The sequence below is a fragment of the Acetomicrobium sp. UBA5826 genome, from assembly GCF_002433005.1.
Classification (GTDB): Bacteria; Synergistota; Synergistia; order Synergistales; family Acetomicrobiaceae; genus Acetomicrobium.
Window position 1 is genome coordinate 1 of the sequence record NZ_DJHF01000023.1, and the last position, 15,659, is coordinate 15,659.

The following is a 15,659-nucleotide window of genomic DNA, read 5'->3' on the forward strand; positions in this document are numbered from 1 at the left end:
TACAAATATTTTACGCGATCAGGACGTCTTCGCTACTTTTGAAGCATGTGGTATAATAGGGTTACGGCAATGGGCGAATATTGTATGCATTTTAGCACGAAAGGGGGAATTGGATGATCGATGTCGATGAAAAAACAGAACGACTCGGCAAGGAACCTATCGGCAGACTTCTTTTGGCATTTTCGCTTCCGGCAATTGCGGGATTGTTTGCGAATGCTCTCTACAACATAGTTGATAGAATTTTTATAGGGCGAAACGTCGGCGAGACGGGTCTTGCTGCCGTTACGGTGGCTTTCCCTCTTTTTGAGTTATCCATTGCCCTCTGTCTTTTGGTTTGCGTGGGGGCGGCTTCGATTGCCTCCAGGAGTTTGGGCGCCGGCAGGAAAAAGAGGGCTGAGCTGATCTTGGGGAACGCCTTTACCTTATCCGTTATTATCGCGATCTTTATCTGCCTTGGCATGGCTTCGTCCCTTGAGTCGGCTTTGAAGCTCTTTGGTGCAAGCGAAGATATCTTGGGCCCTGCTCGCGATTACATGGTCATCGTATTGTACGGGATGCCCTTTTTTGTGATTTCCTTTGTCCTTAACTCATTGATCAGGGCCGAAGGGTCGCCCAGGTGGGCAATGGGTACCCTGGTTCTGGGAACGGGGGCCAACATCTTCCTGGATTGGCTTTTTATCTGCCACTTGGGTTGGGGAATAAAGGGTGCCGCCTGGGGTACGACAATTTCAGAATTCCTGTCATGCCTGTGGGTTGCAATTTATTATCTTAAATACAGCGTACTTAAGATCAAATATAGGAATTTAAAACCACGAGCCTCCTTAATGGGTTCCATATTGTCGATAGGGATAACTCCCTGTATAACTTCAATATCCTTTGCTGTGTTGTTGGTGCTTTTAAATCAAAGAGCGCTGAGACTTGGGGGAGATTTGGCCGTATCCTCCGTAGGTATATTTCTCACGTTGGATACACTATTCTTTCTGCCGGCCCTCGGCATAAGCGAGGCAGCTCAACCAATAATCGGTTACAATTACGGAGCAGGCTTGTATCAACGCGTTAGAAAGGCCATATTGCTTGCCTTTGGGGCTTGTCTGTTGGTCTTTTCTCTTTCCTGGTTCTCCACTCAGTTTTTTGCTGGGAGAATCGTGCAAATCTTTTGCAACGATAATTTAACGTTAATCCATATGACCTCACGTGCATTGAGGGTTGGCTACATTTTTCTACCGGCAGCTGCCGTATTCGTGGTCACTTCCTATACTCTCCAGTCTTTAGGGAGAGCTCGTGAGGCGTTGTTCATTCAGCTTGTCCGTCAGCTCGGCATTTGCTACCCGGCCGTATTGATCATGCCGAGTTTTTTGGGCTTGGATGGCATATGGATGGCTTTCCCGGCTACCGATCTTGGCGGGTCGATCTTGGCCTTTTTTGCCATTAGACGGGAGTTGAAGAAGCTCAGGGAAGAGGAAAAGACAGTTCACCCAAAGCTTGAAGTCGTTGCAAACAGGTCAGGAGGATGCAGGTGATTCCTCGCTTACGAGGGAAGCGGCTCCAAATATGGCTGCGTCGTTTCCCAGGGAACTGATCTTCAAAGAGAAGGCGCCTTTGTAGAGGGGAACGATATGTTTGTGGACTAAGGGTTCCAGGACGGCAAGGAGTCCCTCTGCTCGGCTGAGCCCCCCTCCCAAGATGATAGTTTCGGGGTCGAAGAGATGAACCATCGAAGCGATAGCTTTGGCTATTGCCTCTAAAGAGGGGTTTATGATTCGTGCTACCTCCGGCTCTTTCCTTCGCACCCAAAGTATCTTCATGTCTTCGGGCAAGTCGTTACGGCCTGCTTTTCTTTCGATTGCATCGGTGCCTCCGATAGCTTCAAGATGTCCGAGGCATCCGCATCCGCAACGCTCATCGTCACCTAAGGCCATATGTCCCGGTTCTCCTGCGTAGCCGTGAGCCCCCATCAGCAATCTGCCGTTCAAAACTATTCCTCCGCCAATTCCCGTCCCCAGAGTTAAAACGATGAAATTGCTAAGCCCCTTGGCAAGCCCGGTCATTTGCTCGCCCAGAGCGTAGCAATTGGCGTCATTCTCTATTGCAATCCTTCTCTGCAAATTCTTTTCAAACATGGATTTGATGGGAATACCCTTCCAATCGGGAAAGTTGGGAGAAAGAACGAGGTGCTCCCGCCGCAGGTCCAAAAAACCGGGAATTCCAATCCCGACGGAGAGTATGTAACCCGGAGGTTCCAGTTTTTCGACGATACGTTGAAGTTGTTCGATAACTCCTTTAAGGGTTCTTCCCTCGGAGGTTGGTTCTTCCCACCTTCGAAGTATTTTGTCTCCCTCAACCAGTGCAGCCTTTATATAGTGCCCGCCTATATCTATTCCTATCGCAAGGTCGCCCATTTCGTCTCTCCTTCGTGTGGTGAATTCGAGCTTACAAAATGGCGGAGGACGAGGGATTTGAACCCCCGGTGCCTTGCGGCACAAGTGATTTCAAGTCACCCGCCTTCGACCGCTCGGCCAGTCCTCCGCACAAGCCATTATAGCAACTACTTCGCAGTTCGTGAAGTCAAGGCGCGAGGACTTAATGCCACCATATCACCCTTATCGCTTAAAATAAAACTGGGATTTTCCTGAAGCTGATCCTAAAATATATATAGATGACCTGAGAAAAGAAGGGGGGATATATTATGAAAAAACGAAGACAACTATCGATTGCATTGTTTTTATTGGCGATTGTCCCCGTAATTTTGGTTTTTGCGGTTCCTCTATTTTCCGAAGAGAAAAACGATTCCTTAGTTTTGGTGGCGTCGTCCTTTAAATATAGCGGGGAAGAAGGTGTTTTTAAATTAAATACGACTATCAAAAACGTCTCATCGAGGGAGATCGAGGGGCCGGGGCTTATCGTGACCATTTACGGACAGGAGGACAAATTATTGGTGCAACGGTCCTTTAAGGCAAGAAGGGTGTCCCTCTTACCCGGAGAGGAAACGGAGGTGGCAGCTACGATTTACGTCGATAGGCCTGTCTTTGATTTTAGGTTGACCGTGACGGAAGGTTTGGGAGGAGGTTGAAGATAAACGAGGAACACCGTGCGTGTCCCTAAGGATTTTACAAAGAGGAGGGCGAGAGAATGGAGTGGGAAAGGATAATAAAAGAATACGTATGTTCCCCCTGCAAGGTGGCCGTGTTGGGAGCTACGGTCGAAACGGGAAAGCCTGTCTCCGGAGTGCTGTCTTATTTAAAATCCAGAGAATTTGTGATTTATCCCGTAAACCCGAAATATATGGGCCTTAAGATCTTCGATCTTGACTTTTACTCTTCGATAAAGGGTATTCCGGAAGCCATCGATATCCTTTCGGTATTCATTGGTCCTAAAAATCAGGGATTTTTGTTGGATGAACTGAAGCAGATTGCCTATAAACCGATTATATGGTTCCAACCAGGTGCGGAAAACCCACAGCTGGAAGAAAAGTTAAAAGAATTGGGATATGATGTTGTAAGCGGTGAGTGCATAATGGCAGTGCATAGCGCAAGTTGTCGCTAGTTTGTCCTCCATAGCTTTGCTGTTTACTGTAAATATTTTTTTGCAAGCCCATGTGGAATATTTATCGATCTATGTGGTATGATAGATCTGCTACCCTTTTATTGTGCGTACATTACATTTCAGGCTAGGAGATGAAAACAATGTCCTTAAGCGCGTCTCTTACGGTTAGGGTACCCTACGGCGCAACCGATCAGATGGGAGTAGTATATTACGCCAATTACCTGACGTGGTTCGAAATGGGCAGGACCGAGTTCTGCAGGGAATTCGGAATGCCATACACAGAGTGGGAAGAAAAGGGAATCTTCATGCCCGTTGTCGAGGTCAGATGCAGATACAAACACCCTGCTCACTATGACGATTTCATTAGAGTGGAGACCTTTTTGAAAGAAATAAAACCTCACAGCCTTTCCTTTGAATTTAAAATCTATCGTGATAGTGACGACAAACTTCTTGCCGAAGGCTTTACCAAACACGGGTTTTGTGACAGACGGGGGAAGTTGGTCAAAAAACCAGAGCCTTTTTACAGCAAGCTCATGGATCTGTTGAAAGAATAAAATGGCGAGAGAGGTGTATGCGAATGGCAACTGAAAGGGCTGTTCTGCTTGGCAATGAGGCGATTGCCAGGGCTGTTGTTGAAGCGGGGTGTGAGGTAGCCTGTGCCTATCCCGGCACGCCCTCATCGGAAATTTTGCCGGCAATAGCGAAATTCGCCGATTTGCTCGATACCAAAACGGTTGTGGAATGGGGCACGAACGAAAAGGTGGCGTACGAAGTCGCGATTTCAGCTTCCTTTACCGGAAAAAGGTCCTGTGTCGCAATGAAACATGTTGGTCTTAACGTTGCAGCTGACCCCTTTATGAGCGCTGCTCAGTTTGACATTGAAGGCGGCATGCTGTTGATCGTAGCCGATGATCCCGGGCCCCACAGTTCCCAGACGGAACAGGACAGCAGATTGTTCGGTCTGTTTGCCAAGGTTCCCGTCTTGGATCCTTCTTCCGCGAAGGAAGCCATGGAAATGGTAAAAGATGGTTTTGAGTTGTCCGAAAGGCACAAGATACCGGTGATGTTGCGTCCTACGGTGAGAGTCGATCATTGCAGACAGGATGTGGAGCTTAACGATCCCTTAAGGCTGGAAAGACCGGCCAAATTCGTAAAGGATGTAAAGCGTTGGGTTTGTCTTCCCGCCCACGTAAAGACAACCCATCCCAAGCTAAACCAGAAGATGGATGCCGTAAAAGAGGAATTTACGAAAAACTTCTCGAAGTACAACTTTGAGATAGCGGCGCAGGAAAAACCCAAACTTGGCATTATTGCGGGAGGAATATCCTTTGCAGTAGTGATGGATTTGCTGGAAAAGCTGGGCAGAAAGGATATATCGGTATTGAAGATAGGCACACCCCACCCCCTGCCATTGGACCTCGTAAACGATTTTATAGCCCGCCACGAAAATGTTTTGTTACTTGAGGAGACCTATCCCGTAATAGAACTTCAGATCACTGACCGCAGAAATGTGAAGGGGCGATGGAACGGCTATGTGCCAAGAGCCGGCGAATTGACACCTGAAGTGGTGGAGGAATTGGTTTGCAAAGCTCTGGGTGAAACTTGCACTCGCGATGCTGATGAGGATTTGAAGAAGGCGATAGAAGAATTAAAGATAACACCCAAACCCCCGATGCTATGCCCGGGATGTCCTCACAGGGCGAGCTTTTTCGCCATAAGGAAGGCTTTTCCCGACGGAATATATCCTTCGGATATAGGATGTTATACCTTGGGAGTTAACCAGAAAACTGTCGATACCTCCATATGCATGGGTGCCTCGGTAACGCAGTCGTCGGGTTTTTATCTGGCCCACAAGGTCGATGGCCAGTTGCGTCCCATTGTAGCTACCATAGGAGATTCCACTTTCTTTCACATGGGTTTGCCAGGGCTTGTAAACGGGGTTTACAACAAACATGCCTTTGTATTGGCAATTCTCGATAATCAGGTGACGGCCATGACGGGAGGTCAGCCCCATCCAGGTACGGGCCAAAAACTTAGGAAAGGCGACTCTGGCAGGATAGTGCCCATAGAAAGGGCGGTCAAAGGCTGCGGCGTAGAGTTCGTAAAGAGGGTGGAAGCCTATGATATAGACGAAGGAGTAAAGGCGCTCAAGGAAGCGTGGGAATATGCAAAGGATCATAAGGAGCCGGCAGTGGTTATCTTCGGCCATCCTTGCATGCTGCTGAGGCAAGAACAACCCAAGGTTCCCGTTCGCGTCGAGGACGAAACGTGTGTAGGTTGCAAGTTCTGTATAAACTTCTTCAATTGTCCCGGCCTGGTTTTCGACGAAAGCTCCAAGAAGGCCTACATAGATGAACGCTTTTGCGTCAAATGCGGCGTTTGCGTGAACGTGTGCCCCCATGGGGCTATCCAGGTCATATCGGAGGAGGGAAAGTAATGCAATACATCATCGTTGGTCTTGGCGGGCAGGGAATACTCTTTGCCAGTCGCGTTTTAGGGGAGATAGCAATAAAAAGAGGAGAAAACGTGATTGGAAGCGAAGTTCACGGTATGGCTCAGCGTGGAGGCTCCGTTATCAGTCACTTTAAAGTAGGATCATACAAAAGCCCATTGATAAGTGCCGGCGATGCCAACGTGCTCCTGGCCTTCGATCAAAACGAGGCGATAAGAAATCTCCACTTCCTGAAAAATGGAGGATACGGCATAATTAATGTCCATAAGATGGAGGTCTTTCAAAACGAGAGCCTGAAGAAATACCTTACGAAAAGAAATATTTCCACCTTTCTTTTGAAGGGATACGAAATATTGAACGAACATATGAAGGGTAATTATCTGTTTTTGAACGTATTGATTTTGGGTGCCATGGGTGCTTTAAACTTAGGGGGCATCTCTTTCGACGAGGTAAAGGATGCTGTTTCCAAGCTAAGCCCTGCGAAGTTTCTCGATGATAACATGAAAGCGCTCGATCTCGGCAAAATGGCAACGCATGAGTCTTAAAAATTCAAAGACGTTCAGGACCCTCTCTCTTGAGAGGAGGGTCCTGTTTTTTTCGCCAAGAAACGGGCTTTCCCTTGTCGAGCTGTTGATAGTAATTTTCATTTTTTCTTCAACTGTGGGCGGCATTGGACTGGCCGTCAGCGCGGCCAAAGAGGTATTCGCTCTCATAGAATTCAAAAAGGCTCACATATGGATTCAGGGCATCTTTATCGAAGCAGCCCAAGCCGACAGGCCTTTCATCTTTAAATATACGACCCGTTCTGCTTCCACAGACACGCTGCGGATCCAATGGCTTGACACTCTCGATGAAAAAGTATTTGATACGGGTAGAAGCTGTTATTTCAGGGGGATGAGCGCGTCGGAGAGTTTTTCGGTGTATTCCCCTGAATGGCATACGCTCACTCCCGGTCTGACGTTGAAGGTGACCACAGGTCCTGGAAGTAGTTCCAAAAAACTTGGATATATAGTTATTTCTCCCTATTGTTATATAACGATCAGAAAGGATCCGCCAAAGAATTGACATTTCCTCTTGATTTTGGGCATTGAATAGGGTTATAAAGACATTCATGTGACGGAGTTTAACCAATAATCTTGTGGGGTGTAATTATCGACATGAAGCCATGGTGGAGAGAATTAATCGAGACTTTGATTTGGGCATTGATTTTGGCCTTGGTTTTGAGGACTTTTGTGGTTCAGGCATTCTGGATTCCCAGCGGTTCAATGATACCTACCCTGATGCCGGGGGACAGGGTGTTGGTGGCAAAGTTTTGGTATCGGTTTTCTGAACCCAAGAGAGGTCAAATAGTGGTATTTAGATATCCCCTCGATCCGACGAGGGATTTCGTAAAGCGATTGATAGCTCTTCCCGGCGAAACTGTCGAGATAAAAAACGGTATAGTTTATATAAATGGAGAAGTTCTCGAAGAGCCTTACGTGAAGAACAGGGACTTTCTCAGCATGGAGAAGACGACAGTTCCAAGGGGGCAATATTTCATGATGGGCGATAATCGTCCAAATTCGCAGGATAGTCGCTTTTGGGGTTTTGTTCCCAGAAACTACCTGCTTGGCCCCGCCTTTTTCCGTTATTGGCCCTTGAGCAGAATAGGGGTGCCCAAGTGATGGCGAGGACTGTCTGGTATCCAGGTCATATGGAAAAAGGGAGAAGAAGGCTGGCCGAACTGGCTTCTCAAGTCGATGTATTTATAGAGGTAAGGGATGCCAGAGCCCCTTTTACCACTTCTTCTCCCCTTATCGGCGAGCTGGCCAAGCTGAAGCCTGTTTGTATAGTATTGAGCAAAAGAGACCTGGCGGAGGAGGAAAAGACGAAAATCTGGATTAAAGAGTTGTACAAACTTTACCCCACCTTCGCCTTGAACCTGAGGAGGGGAGTTCCAAGGGAGTTGACGGGCAAACTTTTTGAAATATGCAAAAATCGGCCGAAGTGGAGGGAATTGAGGGTTGCCATTGTGGGTATACCCAATGTAGGCAAATCCATGTTGCTCAACGCTCTGATCGGTAAAAAGGCATCCAAGGTGGGAGGAATACCGGGTATAACCAGGGGAGTATCGTGGTACAGATCGGGTAACCTGCTAGTCGTCGATTCTCCCGGAATCCTGGATCCAAAGGCTGATCGAGAAACCCATGTGATGCTGACATGGCTTGGGTGTTCCAAGGCGGATGTCGTGGGAGATCATGAGACGTTGGCCCTCCAACTGCTGGAGTTTTTGCGCTCTTCAGGTTCAATTCCCAGGTTGCTTGAAAAGTTTTCCTTGAGTTTTTCCGAAGATAAAGATGTGGCAGAATATCTCGCCGAGATTGGTGGTAAAATAGGCGCCCTTGTCTCTGGAGGCGATGTAGACTTGACGAGAGCGGGTCAATATTTGCTCGAACGCTTTGCCGCCGGCAAGTTGGGATCCTTTACGCTGGAGATGCCCTAAAATGATCGTGGTAGGGGTCGATGAGGCTGGAAGAGGTCCTTTGGCCGGGCCTGTGGTCGCTGCAGCCGTTGCGGCTACGAGGGAAAAGATGTCTCTGCTGAAGTCTGTGGGCGTAGCCGATTCAAAGGCCCTGTCTCCAAAGAGGCGGGAAGAGATATTTCTCCTTCTTCTGCGTTATGGTTTTGTCTATAGAGCCCAGGCTGCAAATCCGTGGTTTATCGACAGAGCAAACATCCTTCAAGCGACTTTATGGGCCATGGAAAAGGCGGTTTCCTCTCTTCCCCTGTCGCCCGATATCGTGATTGTAGACGGCAATCAAAAAATACCCGGTTTGACCTTCCCCCAAAAAGCCTTGCCAAAGGCGGACAAAAATGTCCTGGTAGTAGGAGCTGCCTCTATCGTCGCTAAAGTCATAAGGGATAGGGTGATGTGCGCATACGATAAGCTCTATCCGGGTTATGGCTTTGCCGTGCACAAAGGCTATCCCACAAAGGAACACAGGATAGCTTTGGCGTTAATGGGCGCCTCTCCCATTCACAGAAAAACATTCAAATGGAAAGTTGTGAAAGACGATGACCGGTAACGTTCAGGGGCCGGAAGCTGTAAAGATAATAGACGAAGCTCGAAAAAAGGGAATACCCCTCGTGGAAGATTCCCTGTTGGTATCGGTGCTTTTGGGTGTCAACCTTTGGGAGGAGATACCAGAAGAAGCCTATCTTGCAGTTGCCAGGATACTGGTTTTCCTCAGTAAAATCGATTCGGCCAGAGGAGAAGTACTCGGGAGAGATGGATAAAAAGAATAAAAAGGACTTGGGGCGCTGGGGGGAGGATTTGGCCGCTTCCATAGTGTCTCGGATGGGTTATGAGATTTTGATGAGAAACGTTACTTTCAGGGGAGGAGAGCTTGACATTGTCGCCCTGGACGGCGATGAGTTGGTGATCCTGGAGGTCAGGGTGCGCACGAAGGGAAAGGTGCAGTCTCCCACAGAAAGCGTCGGTCCCAGAAAGGTCAAAAGGCTTCTTCGCGCGGGCAGCCTGCTGGTAGAGAGGCTTGAATGGGATGGCCCCTGGAGGTTGGATGTTATGGGTATAACGTTGGGCGGTGACGTTGCAAAAGGATATGAGTGTGAGTACATCAAAGATATTACGTTAGGAATGATATAGATGAATCGCATTTACGGTCTTACCTTAAGAGGTATCGATGCTCTTCCCGTAGAAGTGGAAGTATGCGTTACCGGAGGTTTATTTTCCATATCAATTGTTGGTTTAGCCGATACTGCGGTCAAGGAGGCACGGGAAAGGGTGCGCATTGCGCTGGGAACCTTGGGGATTAAGCTTAAGGGTCATATAGCTGTAAACCTGGCGCCGGCTGATTTGCCCAAGGAAGGCGCCCTCCTTGACTTGCCCATGGCTGTCGGTATTGCCAGAGAAGCCGGTTTTATACCAAAGGACGTCAGTGGGATTTTCATGGGAGAGCTGGCTTTGGACGGGCGTTTGCGCAAGGTTAAGGGAGGAGTGCCCGCAGCCTTCCTTTCCCGCGAGATGGGCCTTCCCCTTTTCATCCCCCGAGGAAACGCCCAGGAAGCGTCTATGGTCCAAGGTGTTGAAGTCTACAGTTGTTCAAACATTGCGGAGCTATTTTCACATCTAAGGGGCGAGAGTAGGCTGAAGAAGCTCGATTTCTCTCTACCCGAGGCGAAGGTGGTCGAGGTTGAGCCGGATTTCGCCGACATAAAGGGACACGTCGCTGCCAAGAGGGGCATGGAAATTGCTGCAGCGGGCCATCATAATTTGGCTTTAATCGGCGCTCCGGGTTCGGGCAAGACCATGTTGGCCAAGGCCCTTCGCGGCATTCTTCCTCCTCTTTCGGATGAAGAATTGATAGAGGTTATGAGGATAAGAAGCGCTCGAGGGGCCTCGATCGAAGTCGAGAGGGCCAGGCCCTTCAGGCCTGTGCATCATACCGCAAGCGTGGTAGCACTCTGCGGCGGAGGATCGGATCTAAGGCCGGGGGAGATCAGCCTTGCACATAGGGGTGTACTTTTTCTGGACGAAATAACCGAGTTCAGAAGGGACGTACTGGAGGCGCTGAGACAGCCGCTGGAGGACGGGTGTATAACCGTCAGCAGGGCGGCCGGAAGTGTTGTCTATCCCGCTTCGGTATTGCTCGTAACGGCATCTAATCCATGCCCCTGCGGTTATTTGGGTGATTCTGCGAGAAACTGCACGTGTTCGCCGGGCGATATAGAGAGGTACTCGAGAAAGCTGTCCGGTCCCATATTGGACCGTATTGACCTTCGGTTGCAGATACCGAGGCTTACGCCCGATGAATTGCTGGAATTGGACGGAACTGGCGAAAGTTCATTCGAAATAAGACAGCGGGTGATAAAGGCTAGAGAGCTTCAGATTGAAAGATGGAGCTCCTTTGGCGTGAAGTGCAATGCCGAATTGAGCGAAAACATGATAAAGAAGCATCTTGGTTTGTCCAAAAACGGCAGGGCCTTTCTCAAGTCGCTTGGCGCTGCATTTAAACTTACTGGGCGAGGATTCAGTCGCGTCCTCAAGGTTGCAAGGACCATAGCCGATCTCGCTGGAGATAAAACGGTCGACGAGCCCCACCTTGCTGAAGCGCTTGCCTATAGAGGAGGTTTTTTCTTTGAAAGATGAGGAATTATCGATCCTTCTTGCATTGAACGCTCTAAGGCAATTCAACGGCCATTTGATAAACGATTTGAAATGCAAATCCGTATCCTTGCTTGACCTGGCTGCCTCTCCCTCTGCGATAAGGGAATTTACGAGATCGGAGAGCGTCATTCAAAGGTGGTATGAGATGCTGTCTAAGGGTTGGCATTTCAGGGAACTGGAGCGATGTCGTGCAAAGGGCATCGAAATTCTTGTGTGGGGAGAGGAGGGTTACCCCTCTTCCCTGGATCGATTGTCCGACCCTCCCCTGTTGCTTTATTGGTGGGGAAACAATCCTAGATTAGACAAAGCTGCCGTGGCCTTGGTGGGCACGAGAAGATGCAGCAACTACGGTGGAAAGGTTGCTTTTGAGTTGGCCTTTAAAATGGCCGAAGAGGGTTTTCCCATCGTAAGCGGCGGCGCTTACGGAATAGACGCAAGAGCTCACAGGGGAGCTCTGGAAGCCGGAGGAGTTTCCCTTTCTGTCTTTGGAACGGGAGTGGATGTATTTTATCCTGCCAAAAACGAGACCCTATTTGAGGGTTTGAAGGAAAAGGGAGCCCTGGTCTCTGAATACCCCCTCGGGACGAAGGGCATGCCGTGGAATTTTCCGGAGCGCAACAGGATCATTGTTGGGTTGGCTGAGGTGGTCGTAGTGGTAGAGGCACCCATCAAAAGCGGGGCCATGATAACGGGGCGAATTGCCATGGAATGCGGAGTGGAGCTTTGGGCTGTTCCCGGAAGGATCAACGAAGGAGTGGCCAGGGGCTCCAATCTGCTGATATTTGATGGAGCGTACCCATTGATCGATGTTGATTCTTTCGTGCATTTGATGAAGGGCTCTCCCGAAGGGTTTTTGGTAAAGGGACAAAGCGAAGTGTCTTTGGCGGAGTTGGACGATGGGGAAAGGCGTGTTTACGGGCTTTTAAGGGAGAAGGGCGATAGGACTGTTGACAATATCTCTCTAGAATGTAAAATGACGCCTGCCCAGGTGTTTACTATGTTGACAAAACTTGAGTCTCGGGGCCTGGTCTCAGCGACGGGGCCGGGACGATGGGGAGCAAACGCTTTTATGGAAGGTGAAAAAGGTGTCGGATAAAACTTTAGTGATAGTCGAATCACCTACTAAAGCTAAGACTTTGAAAAAAATACTAGGTCGTAAATATGATATAAAGGCAAGTAACGGGCATGTAAGAGATCTTCCCAAAAGCAGATTGGGCGTCGATATAGAAAATAATTTCGAGCCGGAATACATCCTCGTCAGAGGCAAGGGCCCGTTGGTTCGAGAGCTTAAAAGAGCTGCTCAGAAGGCAAAGAATGTATTGCTTGCTTCTGACCCGGATAGGGAGGGAGAAGCAATAGCCTGGCATTTGGCGAATCTATTGTCCATATCTTGCGAAGAGCCTTGCAGGGTTCGTATGTATGAAATAACGCCCCGAGCCGTAAAAGAGGCTTTTTCTAAGGCCGAACCGATAGACATGGATAAGGTCGACGCACAACAGTCCAGAAGGCTTGTGGACAGGCTCATGGGTTATAGCTTGAGCCCTCTGCTGTGGAAAAAGGTTAAGGCCGGGCTTTCGGCAGGCAGGGTTCAATCGGTAGCCCTTAGGCTTATTTGCGAGAAGGAAGCGGAAATAAAGGCCTTTGTCCCCCAGGAATACTGGGTCATTGCCGCAGTGGCAGAAGGGGAAAGGGGACAGTTTTCGCTAAAGCTTGCCAAGAAGGACGGCAAAAACATAAGGGTTACGAATGCCATTGATGCCCAGGCCGTATATAACGAATTGCTGTCTTTGTCCTATGTGGTCTCGAAGTTCGATACGAAAGAGGGTAAGAGAAACCCTCTTCCGCCCTTTAAAACCAGCACCCTCCAACAGGAAGCGGCAAGACGGCTTGGTTTTTCTCCCCAGAAGACCATGCGCGTAGCCCAAAGCTTATACGAAGGGATCGATCTGCCCGGGCAGGGGCCTGTGGGTCTGATTACCTATATGCGGACAGATAGCCTGCGCATAGCTCCGGAAGGTATAGCTATGGCTCGCAAGTTCATAGAGGAAAACTACGGAGAAAGGTATTTGCCGGAAAAACCCCATCAGTATATATCCAAGGAGCGGTCTCAAGATGCTCATGAGGCTATAAGGCCTACTAATGTCCGTTTGGTGCCCGAAGAAATAGAAGCTCACTTGACGAAAGATCAAAAGGCCTTGTACGAGCTGATATGGAAGCGTTTTTTGGCTTCCCAAATGGAGCCTGCTGTCGTGGCCAGGACTAACCTGGAGGTGGAAGCAGGGCCTTACACCTTGAGACAAAGCGGAGTGACTTTGATTTTCGACGGTTGGAGCAGGCTTTGGCCGCTAGAAATGAAGGAGGAAATCTTGCCCGAGGCGGAGGTCGGAGAGGTGTTGAAGTTGTTGAAACTCGATAAAGAACAAAAATTCACCAAACCGCCTTCCAGATATACGGAGTCGGGCTTAGTTAAGGTCTTGGAAGAGAAGGGAATAGGCAGACCGTCGACGTATGCGACAATAATACAGACGCTTTACGACAGACATTACGTAGAGAGAGACGAAGCCAAGAAGCTTTTTCCCACGGAGCTTGGGATTACGGTAAATTCCTTTTTGGTGGAACACTTTCAGTCTCTGATCAATGTCGAATTTACGGCGAAGATGGAGGACGAGCTGGACAAAGTGGAGAGGGGCGAGGCATCTTGGCTTTCGGTAGTCAGGGAATTTTGGGTTCACTTTGAGGGCATTTTAAAAAGCGTCCAAAACGTGGCCAAGGTGGAAGTGCCCGTCGAAACTATAGACGAAAAGTGTCCCCTTTGCGGTGCCCAGTTAATCGTAAAACACGGCCGTTACGGTAAATTTATAGCCTGTTCGGCCTATCCTGATTGTAAATATACGAGAAATTTCAAAAACAGCTTAGACATACCCTGTCCCAAGTGCGGCGAAGGCAAGGTGGTGCTCCTTCGTTCAAAAAACAGAAGGCCCTTTTATGGTTGCTCTAGATATCCCAAATGCGATTTCGTAAGTTGGAGCAAGCCCACCGGAGAAATTTGTCCCAAGTGCGGCGGCCCTATTGTGGTTAAAAGAAAGGCAGTAAAGTGCGCCGATTGCGGATATGAAAAGGAGGAAATTCCCGATGATGCCGGAGCCGTTGGAGAAAGATAATTTGGCGGTGACTATCGTCGGGGGAGGGCTTGCGGGAAGCGAGGCTGCCTATCAGCTCGCCAAGAGAGGAATTAAGGTAAGGCTTTACGAAATGAGGCCCAAAAAATATCCTCCGGCACACAGGACATCGAAATTTGCTGAACTTGTCTGCAGCAACTCCCTCGGTTCCGACGTGCTTTCAAGCCCTGCTGGCATTTTAAAGGCCGAGCTTAGAGAACTTGATAGCTTGATAATAAAATGCGCTGATCTGCATAAAGTTCCTGCCGGTTGGGCCCTTGCCGTGGATAGAGAGGCCTTCAGCGAAGAGGTTACCTCCAGGATAGGGTCGATGCCTTCGGTGGAAATAATAAGGGATGAGGTCGAAAAAATCGGAGGAGGGCCTGCGATAGTTGCGAGTGGCCCCCTGACTTCGCCTTCGCTGGCCTCCGACCTTAAGGCTTTGGTCGGCGAAGATTTTTTGTACTTCTACGATGCCGTCGCTCCTGTGGTGCTGCGGGAGAGTATAAACATGGAGATAGCTTTCTACGGCAGTCGTTACGGTTATGGCGAAGATTACATTAACTGTCCGCTAAACGAGGAGGAATATCAGCGTTTCTATGAGACTCTAATAGAAGGCGAAGTGGCCATGCGCCATGAGTTCGAAGAGGAGCATTTCTTCGAAGGATGTTTGCCCGTAGAGGTGATAGCGAAAAGAGGACGTGATGCTCTGAGGTATGGGCCCATGAGACCGGTGGGCCTCAAAGATCCGCGAAGCGGGAGAGAGCCTTACGCCATCGTTCAGCTGCGACAGGACGATAAAGAAGGAAGGCTTTATAACATTGTCGGCTTTCAGACTAGCTTGAGATGGTCCGAGCAGGACAGGATCTTTCGCCTCGTCCCGGGGTTGGAGGAAGCCGAGTTTGCAAGATATGGTGTTATGCACAGAAACATCTACGTCAATGCTCCTGTAGTGCTCGATGAATATCTGAGGTTGAAGGGTTTCGATGATCTTTTTCTCGCAGGCCAATTGGCGGGCGTGGAAGGTTACGTGGAGAGCACGGCCATGGGATTGGTCGCCGCTTTAAACATGTTTTGTTTGCTAAAGGGTAACGCCCTTCTGTCGTGGCCCAGGGAGACTGCCATTGGCTCTTTGTTATGGTATCTGAACAATGCCAATCCCAAATCCTTTCAACCCATGAACATCAACCTGGGGTTGTTGCCACCCCTGCCGAAAAAGATAAAGGACAAAAGGCGACGTTGTGAAGCGATAGCTAGCAAAGCACTGGAGTCTCTTCGTGCCTTTATGGAATCCCGGAGTGAGCTGTTTTAATGTAATGACAATTCTTCGTGTCAATTT

17 protein-coding genes and 1 tRNA gene are annotated in these 15,659 nt (G+C 49.0%); 16 read left to right on the forward strand and 2 right to left on the reverse strand.

Going from position 1 to position 15,659, the window contains the following annotated elements:
- Positions 1-113: 113 nt before the first annotated feature.
- A complete protein-coding gene (locus tag B3N34_RS08290) occupies positions 114-1,520 on the forward strand; it encodes an MATE family efflux transporter (protein WP_286976762.1) in 1,407 nt (468 codons plus the stop codon).
- On the opposite strand, the gene B3N34_RS08295 is transcribed toward B3N34_RS08290, so the two are convergent.
- Together B3N34_RS08295 and B3N34_RS08300 are read right to left on the reverse strand one after the other, a co-directional pair.
- Positions 1,503-2,399, reverse strand: a complete 897-nt coding sequence (locus B3N34_RS08295; RefSeq protein WP_286976765.1) for an ROK family protein — start codon at positions 2,397-2,399, stop codon at positions 1,503-1,505. The genes B3N34_RS08290 and B3N34_RS08295 overlap by 18 nt on opposite strands.
- Before the next feature lie 39 nt (positions 2,400-2,438).
- Positions 2,439-2,526, reverse strand: a tRNA-Ser gene (locus B3N34_RS08300).
- Between the two features lie 160 nt (positions 2,527-2,686).
- On the opposite strand from B3N34_RS08300, the gene B3N34_RS08305 reads away from it, so the two are divergent.
- The 15 genes from B3N34_RS08305 to trmFO all read left to right on the forward strand — a co-directional run bounded on the left by B3N34_RS08305 (position 2,687) and on the right by trmFO (position 15,632).
- Positions 2,687-3,070 carry a hypothetical protein gene (locus B3N34_RS08305; protein WP_286976768.1) on the forward strand — a complete coding sequence of 128 codons (384 nt, stop codon included), beginning with the start codon at positions 2,687-2,689 and terminating at the stop codon, positions 3,068-3,070.
- Positions 3,071-3,129: 59 nt separating this feature from the next.
- The gene (locus B3N34_RS08310; RefSeq protein WP_286976770.1) at positions 3,130-3,543 is read left to right on the forward strand and encodes a CoA-binding protein; all 414 of its coding nucleotides are present in this window, start codon (positions 3,130-3,132) and stop codon (positions 3,541-3,543) included.
- Positions 3,544-3,683: 140 nt separating this feature from the next.
- Positions 3,684-4,097, forward strand: a complete 414-nt coding sequence (locus B3N34_RS08315) for an acyl-CoA thioesterase (protein WP_286976773.1) — start codon at positions 3,684-3,686, stop codon at positions 4,095-4,097.
- A 23-nt stretch (positions 4,098-4,120) separates the two neighbouring features.
- Entirely contained in the window at positions 4,121-5,980 is a 1,860-nt protein-coding gene (gene iorA, locus B3N34_RS08320) for an indolepyruvate ferredoxin oxidoreductase subunit alpha (protein WP_286976774.1), read from the forward strand.
- On the forward strand, positions 5,980-6,540 hold the full coding sequence (locus tag B3N34_RS08325; RefSeq protein ID WP_286976777.1) for a 2-oxoacid:acceptor oxidoreductase family protein: 561 nt from the start codon (positions 5,980-5,982) through the stop codon (positions 6,538-6,540). Before iorA ends, B3N34_RS08325 begins: the two co-directional genes overlap by 1 nt.
- Positions 6,530-7,060, forward strand: coding sequence for a type II secretion system protein (locus B3N34_RS08330; protein WP_273003250.1), 531 nt, complete (start codon positions 6,530-6,532; stop codon positions 7,058-7,060). Before B3N34_RS08325 ends, B3N34_RS08330 begins: the two co-directional genes overlap by 11 nt.
- Positions 7,061-7,152: 92 nt before the next feature.
- Positions 7,153-7,659, forward strand: coding sequence for a signal peptidase I (lepB, locus tag B3N34_RS08335; RefSeq protein WP_213698412.1), 507 nt, complete (start codon positions 7,153-7,155; stop codon positions 7,657-7,659).
- A complete protein-coding gene (locus tag B3N34_RS08340; RefSeq protein ID WP_286976780.1) occupies positions 7,659-8,477 on the forward strand; it encodes a YlqF/YawG family GTPase in 819 nt (272 codons plus the stop codon). Before lepB ends, B3N34_RS08340 begins: the two co-directional genes overlap by 1 nt.
- Before the next feature lies 1 nt (position 8,478).
- The gene (locus B3N34_RS08345) at positions 8,479-9,060 is read left to right on the forward strand and encodes a ribonuclease HII (RefSeq protein ID WP_286976782.1); all 582 of its coding nucleotides are present in this window, start codon (positions 8,479-8,481) and stop codon (positions 9,058-9,060) included.
- The gene (locus B3N34_RS08350; protein WP_286976785.1) at positions 9,050-9,271 is read left to right on the forward strand and encodes an EscU/YscU/HrcU family type III secretion system export apparatus switch protein; all 222 of its coding nucleotides are present in this window, start codon (positions 9,050-9,052) and stop codon (positions 9,269-9,271) included. The genes B3N34_RS08345 and B3N34_RS08350 overlap by 11 nt, the downstream gene beginning before the upstream one ends.
- Positions 9,264-9,641: a YraN family protein gene (locus B3N34_RS08355; protein WP_286976787.1), complete on the forward strand. Its 378-nt coding sequence runs from the start codon at positions 9,264-9,266 to the stop codon at positions 9,639-9,641. The genes B3N34_RS08350 and B3N34_RS08355 overlap by 8 nt, the downstream gene beginning before the upstream one ends.
- Positions 9,642-11,144: a YifB family Mg chelatase-like AAA ATPase gene (locus tag B3N34_RS08360; protein ID WP_286976789.1), complete on the forward strand. Its 1,503-nt coding sequence runs from the start codon at positions 9,642-9,644 to the stop codon at positions 11,142-11,144. It begins immediately after the preceding gene.
- On the forward strand, positions 11,134-12,258 hold the full coding sequence (gene dprA / locus B3N34_RS08365) for a DNA-processing protein DprA (RefSeq protein WP_286976791.1): 1,125 nt from the start codon (positions 11,134-11,136) through the stop codon (positions 12,256-12,258). The genes B3N34_RS08360 and dprA overlap by 11 nt, the downstream gene beginning before the upstream one ends.
- On the forward strand, positions 12,239-14,323 hold the full coding sequence (topA, locus tag B3N34_RS08370; RefSeq protein ID WP_414632110.1) for a type I DNA topoisomerase: 2,085 nt from the start codon (positions 12,239-12,241) through the stop codon (positions 14,321-14,323). The genes dprA and topA overlap by 20 nt, the downstream gene beginning before the upstream one ends.
- The gene (trmFO, locus tag B3N34_RS08375; protein WP_286976796.1) at positions 14,295-15,632 is read left to right on the forward strand and encodes a methylenetetrahydrofolate--tRNA-(uracil(54)-C(5))-methyltransferase (FADH(2)-oxidizing) TrmFO; all 1,338 of its coding nucleotides are present in this window, start codon (positions 14,295-14,297) and stop codon (positions 15,630-15,632) included. The genes topA and trmFO overlap by 29 nt, the downstream gene beginning before the upstream one ends.
- Positions 15,633-15,659: the final 27 nt, after the last annotated feature.

Bases quoted from the DNA above. Each gene is read 5' to 3' on its own strand.
- B3N34_RS08290 (WP_286976762.1), top strand. From the start codon at position 114: ATGATCGATGTCGATGAAAAAACAGAACGACTCGGCAAGGAACCTATC.
- B3N34_RS08295 (WP_286976765.1), bottom strand. From the start codon at position 2,399: ATGGGCGACCTTGCGATAGGAATAGATATAGGCGGGCACTATATAAAG.
- B3N34_RS08305 (WP_286976768.1), top strand. From the start codon at position 2,687: ATGAAAAAACGAAGACAACTATCGATTGCATTGTTTTTATTGGCGATT.
- B3N34_RS08310 (WP_286976770.1), top strand. From the start codon at position 3,130: ATGGAGTGGGAAAGGATAATAAAAGAATACGTATGTTCCCCCTGCAAG.
- B3N34_RS08315 (WP_286976773.1), top strand. From the start codon at position 3,684: ATGTCCTTAAGCGCGTCTCTTACGGTTAGGGTACCCTACGGCGCAACC.
- iorA (WP_286976774.1), top strand. From the start codon at position 4,121: ATGGCAACTGAAAGGGCTGTTCTGCTTGGCAATGAGGCGATTGCCAGG.
- B3N34_RS08325 (WP_286976777.1), top strand. From the start codon at position 5,980: ATGCAATACATCATCGTTGGTCTTGGCGGGCAGGGAATACTCTTTGCC.
- B3N34_RS08330 (WP_273003250.1), top strand. From the start codon at position 6,530: ATGAGTCTTAAAAATTCAAAGACGTTCAGGACCCTCTCTCTTGAGAGG.
- lepB (WP_213698412.1), top strand. From the start codon at position 7,153: ATGAAGCCATGGTGGAGAGAATTAATCGAGACTTTGATTTGGGCATTG.
- B3N34_RS08340 (WP_286976780.1), top strand. From the start codon at position 7,659: ATGGCGAGGACTGTCTGGTATCCAGGTCATATGGAAAAAGGGAGAAGA.
- B3N34_RS08345 (WP_286976782.1), top strand. From the start codon at position 8,479: ATGATCGTGGTAGGGGTCGATGAGGCTGGAAGAGGTCCTTTGGCCGGG.
- B3N34_RS08350 (WP_286976785.1), top strand. From the start codon at position 9,050: ATGACCGGTAACGTTCAGGGGCCGGAAGCTGTAAAGATAATAGACGAA.
- B3N34_RS08355 (WP_286976787.1), top strand. From the start codon at position 9,264: ATGGATAAAAAGAATAAAAAGGACTTGGGGCGCTGGGGGGAGGATTTG.
- B3N34_RS08360 (WP_286976789.1), top strand. From the start codon at position 9,642: ATGAATCGCATTTACGGTCTTACCTTAAGAGGTATCGATGCTCTTCCC.
- trmFO (WP_286976796.1), top strand. From the start codon at position 14,295: ATGATGCCGGAGCCGTTGGAGAAAGATAATTTGGCGGTGACTATCGTC.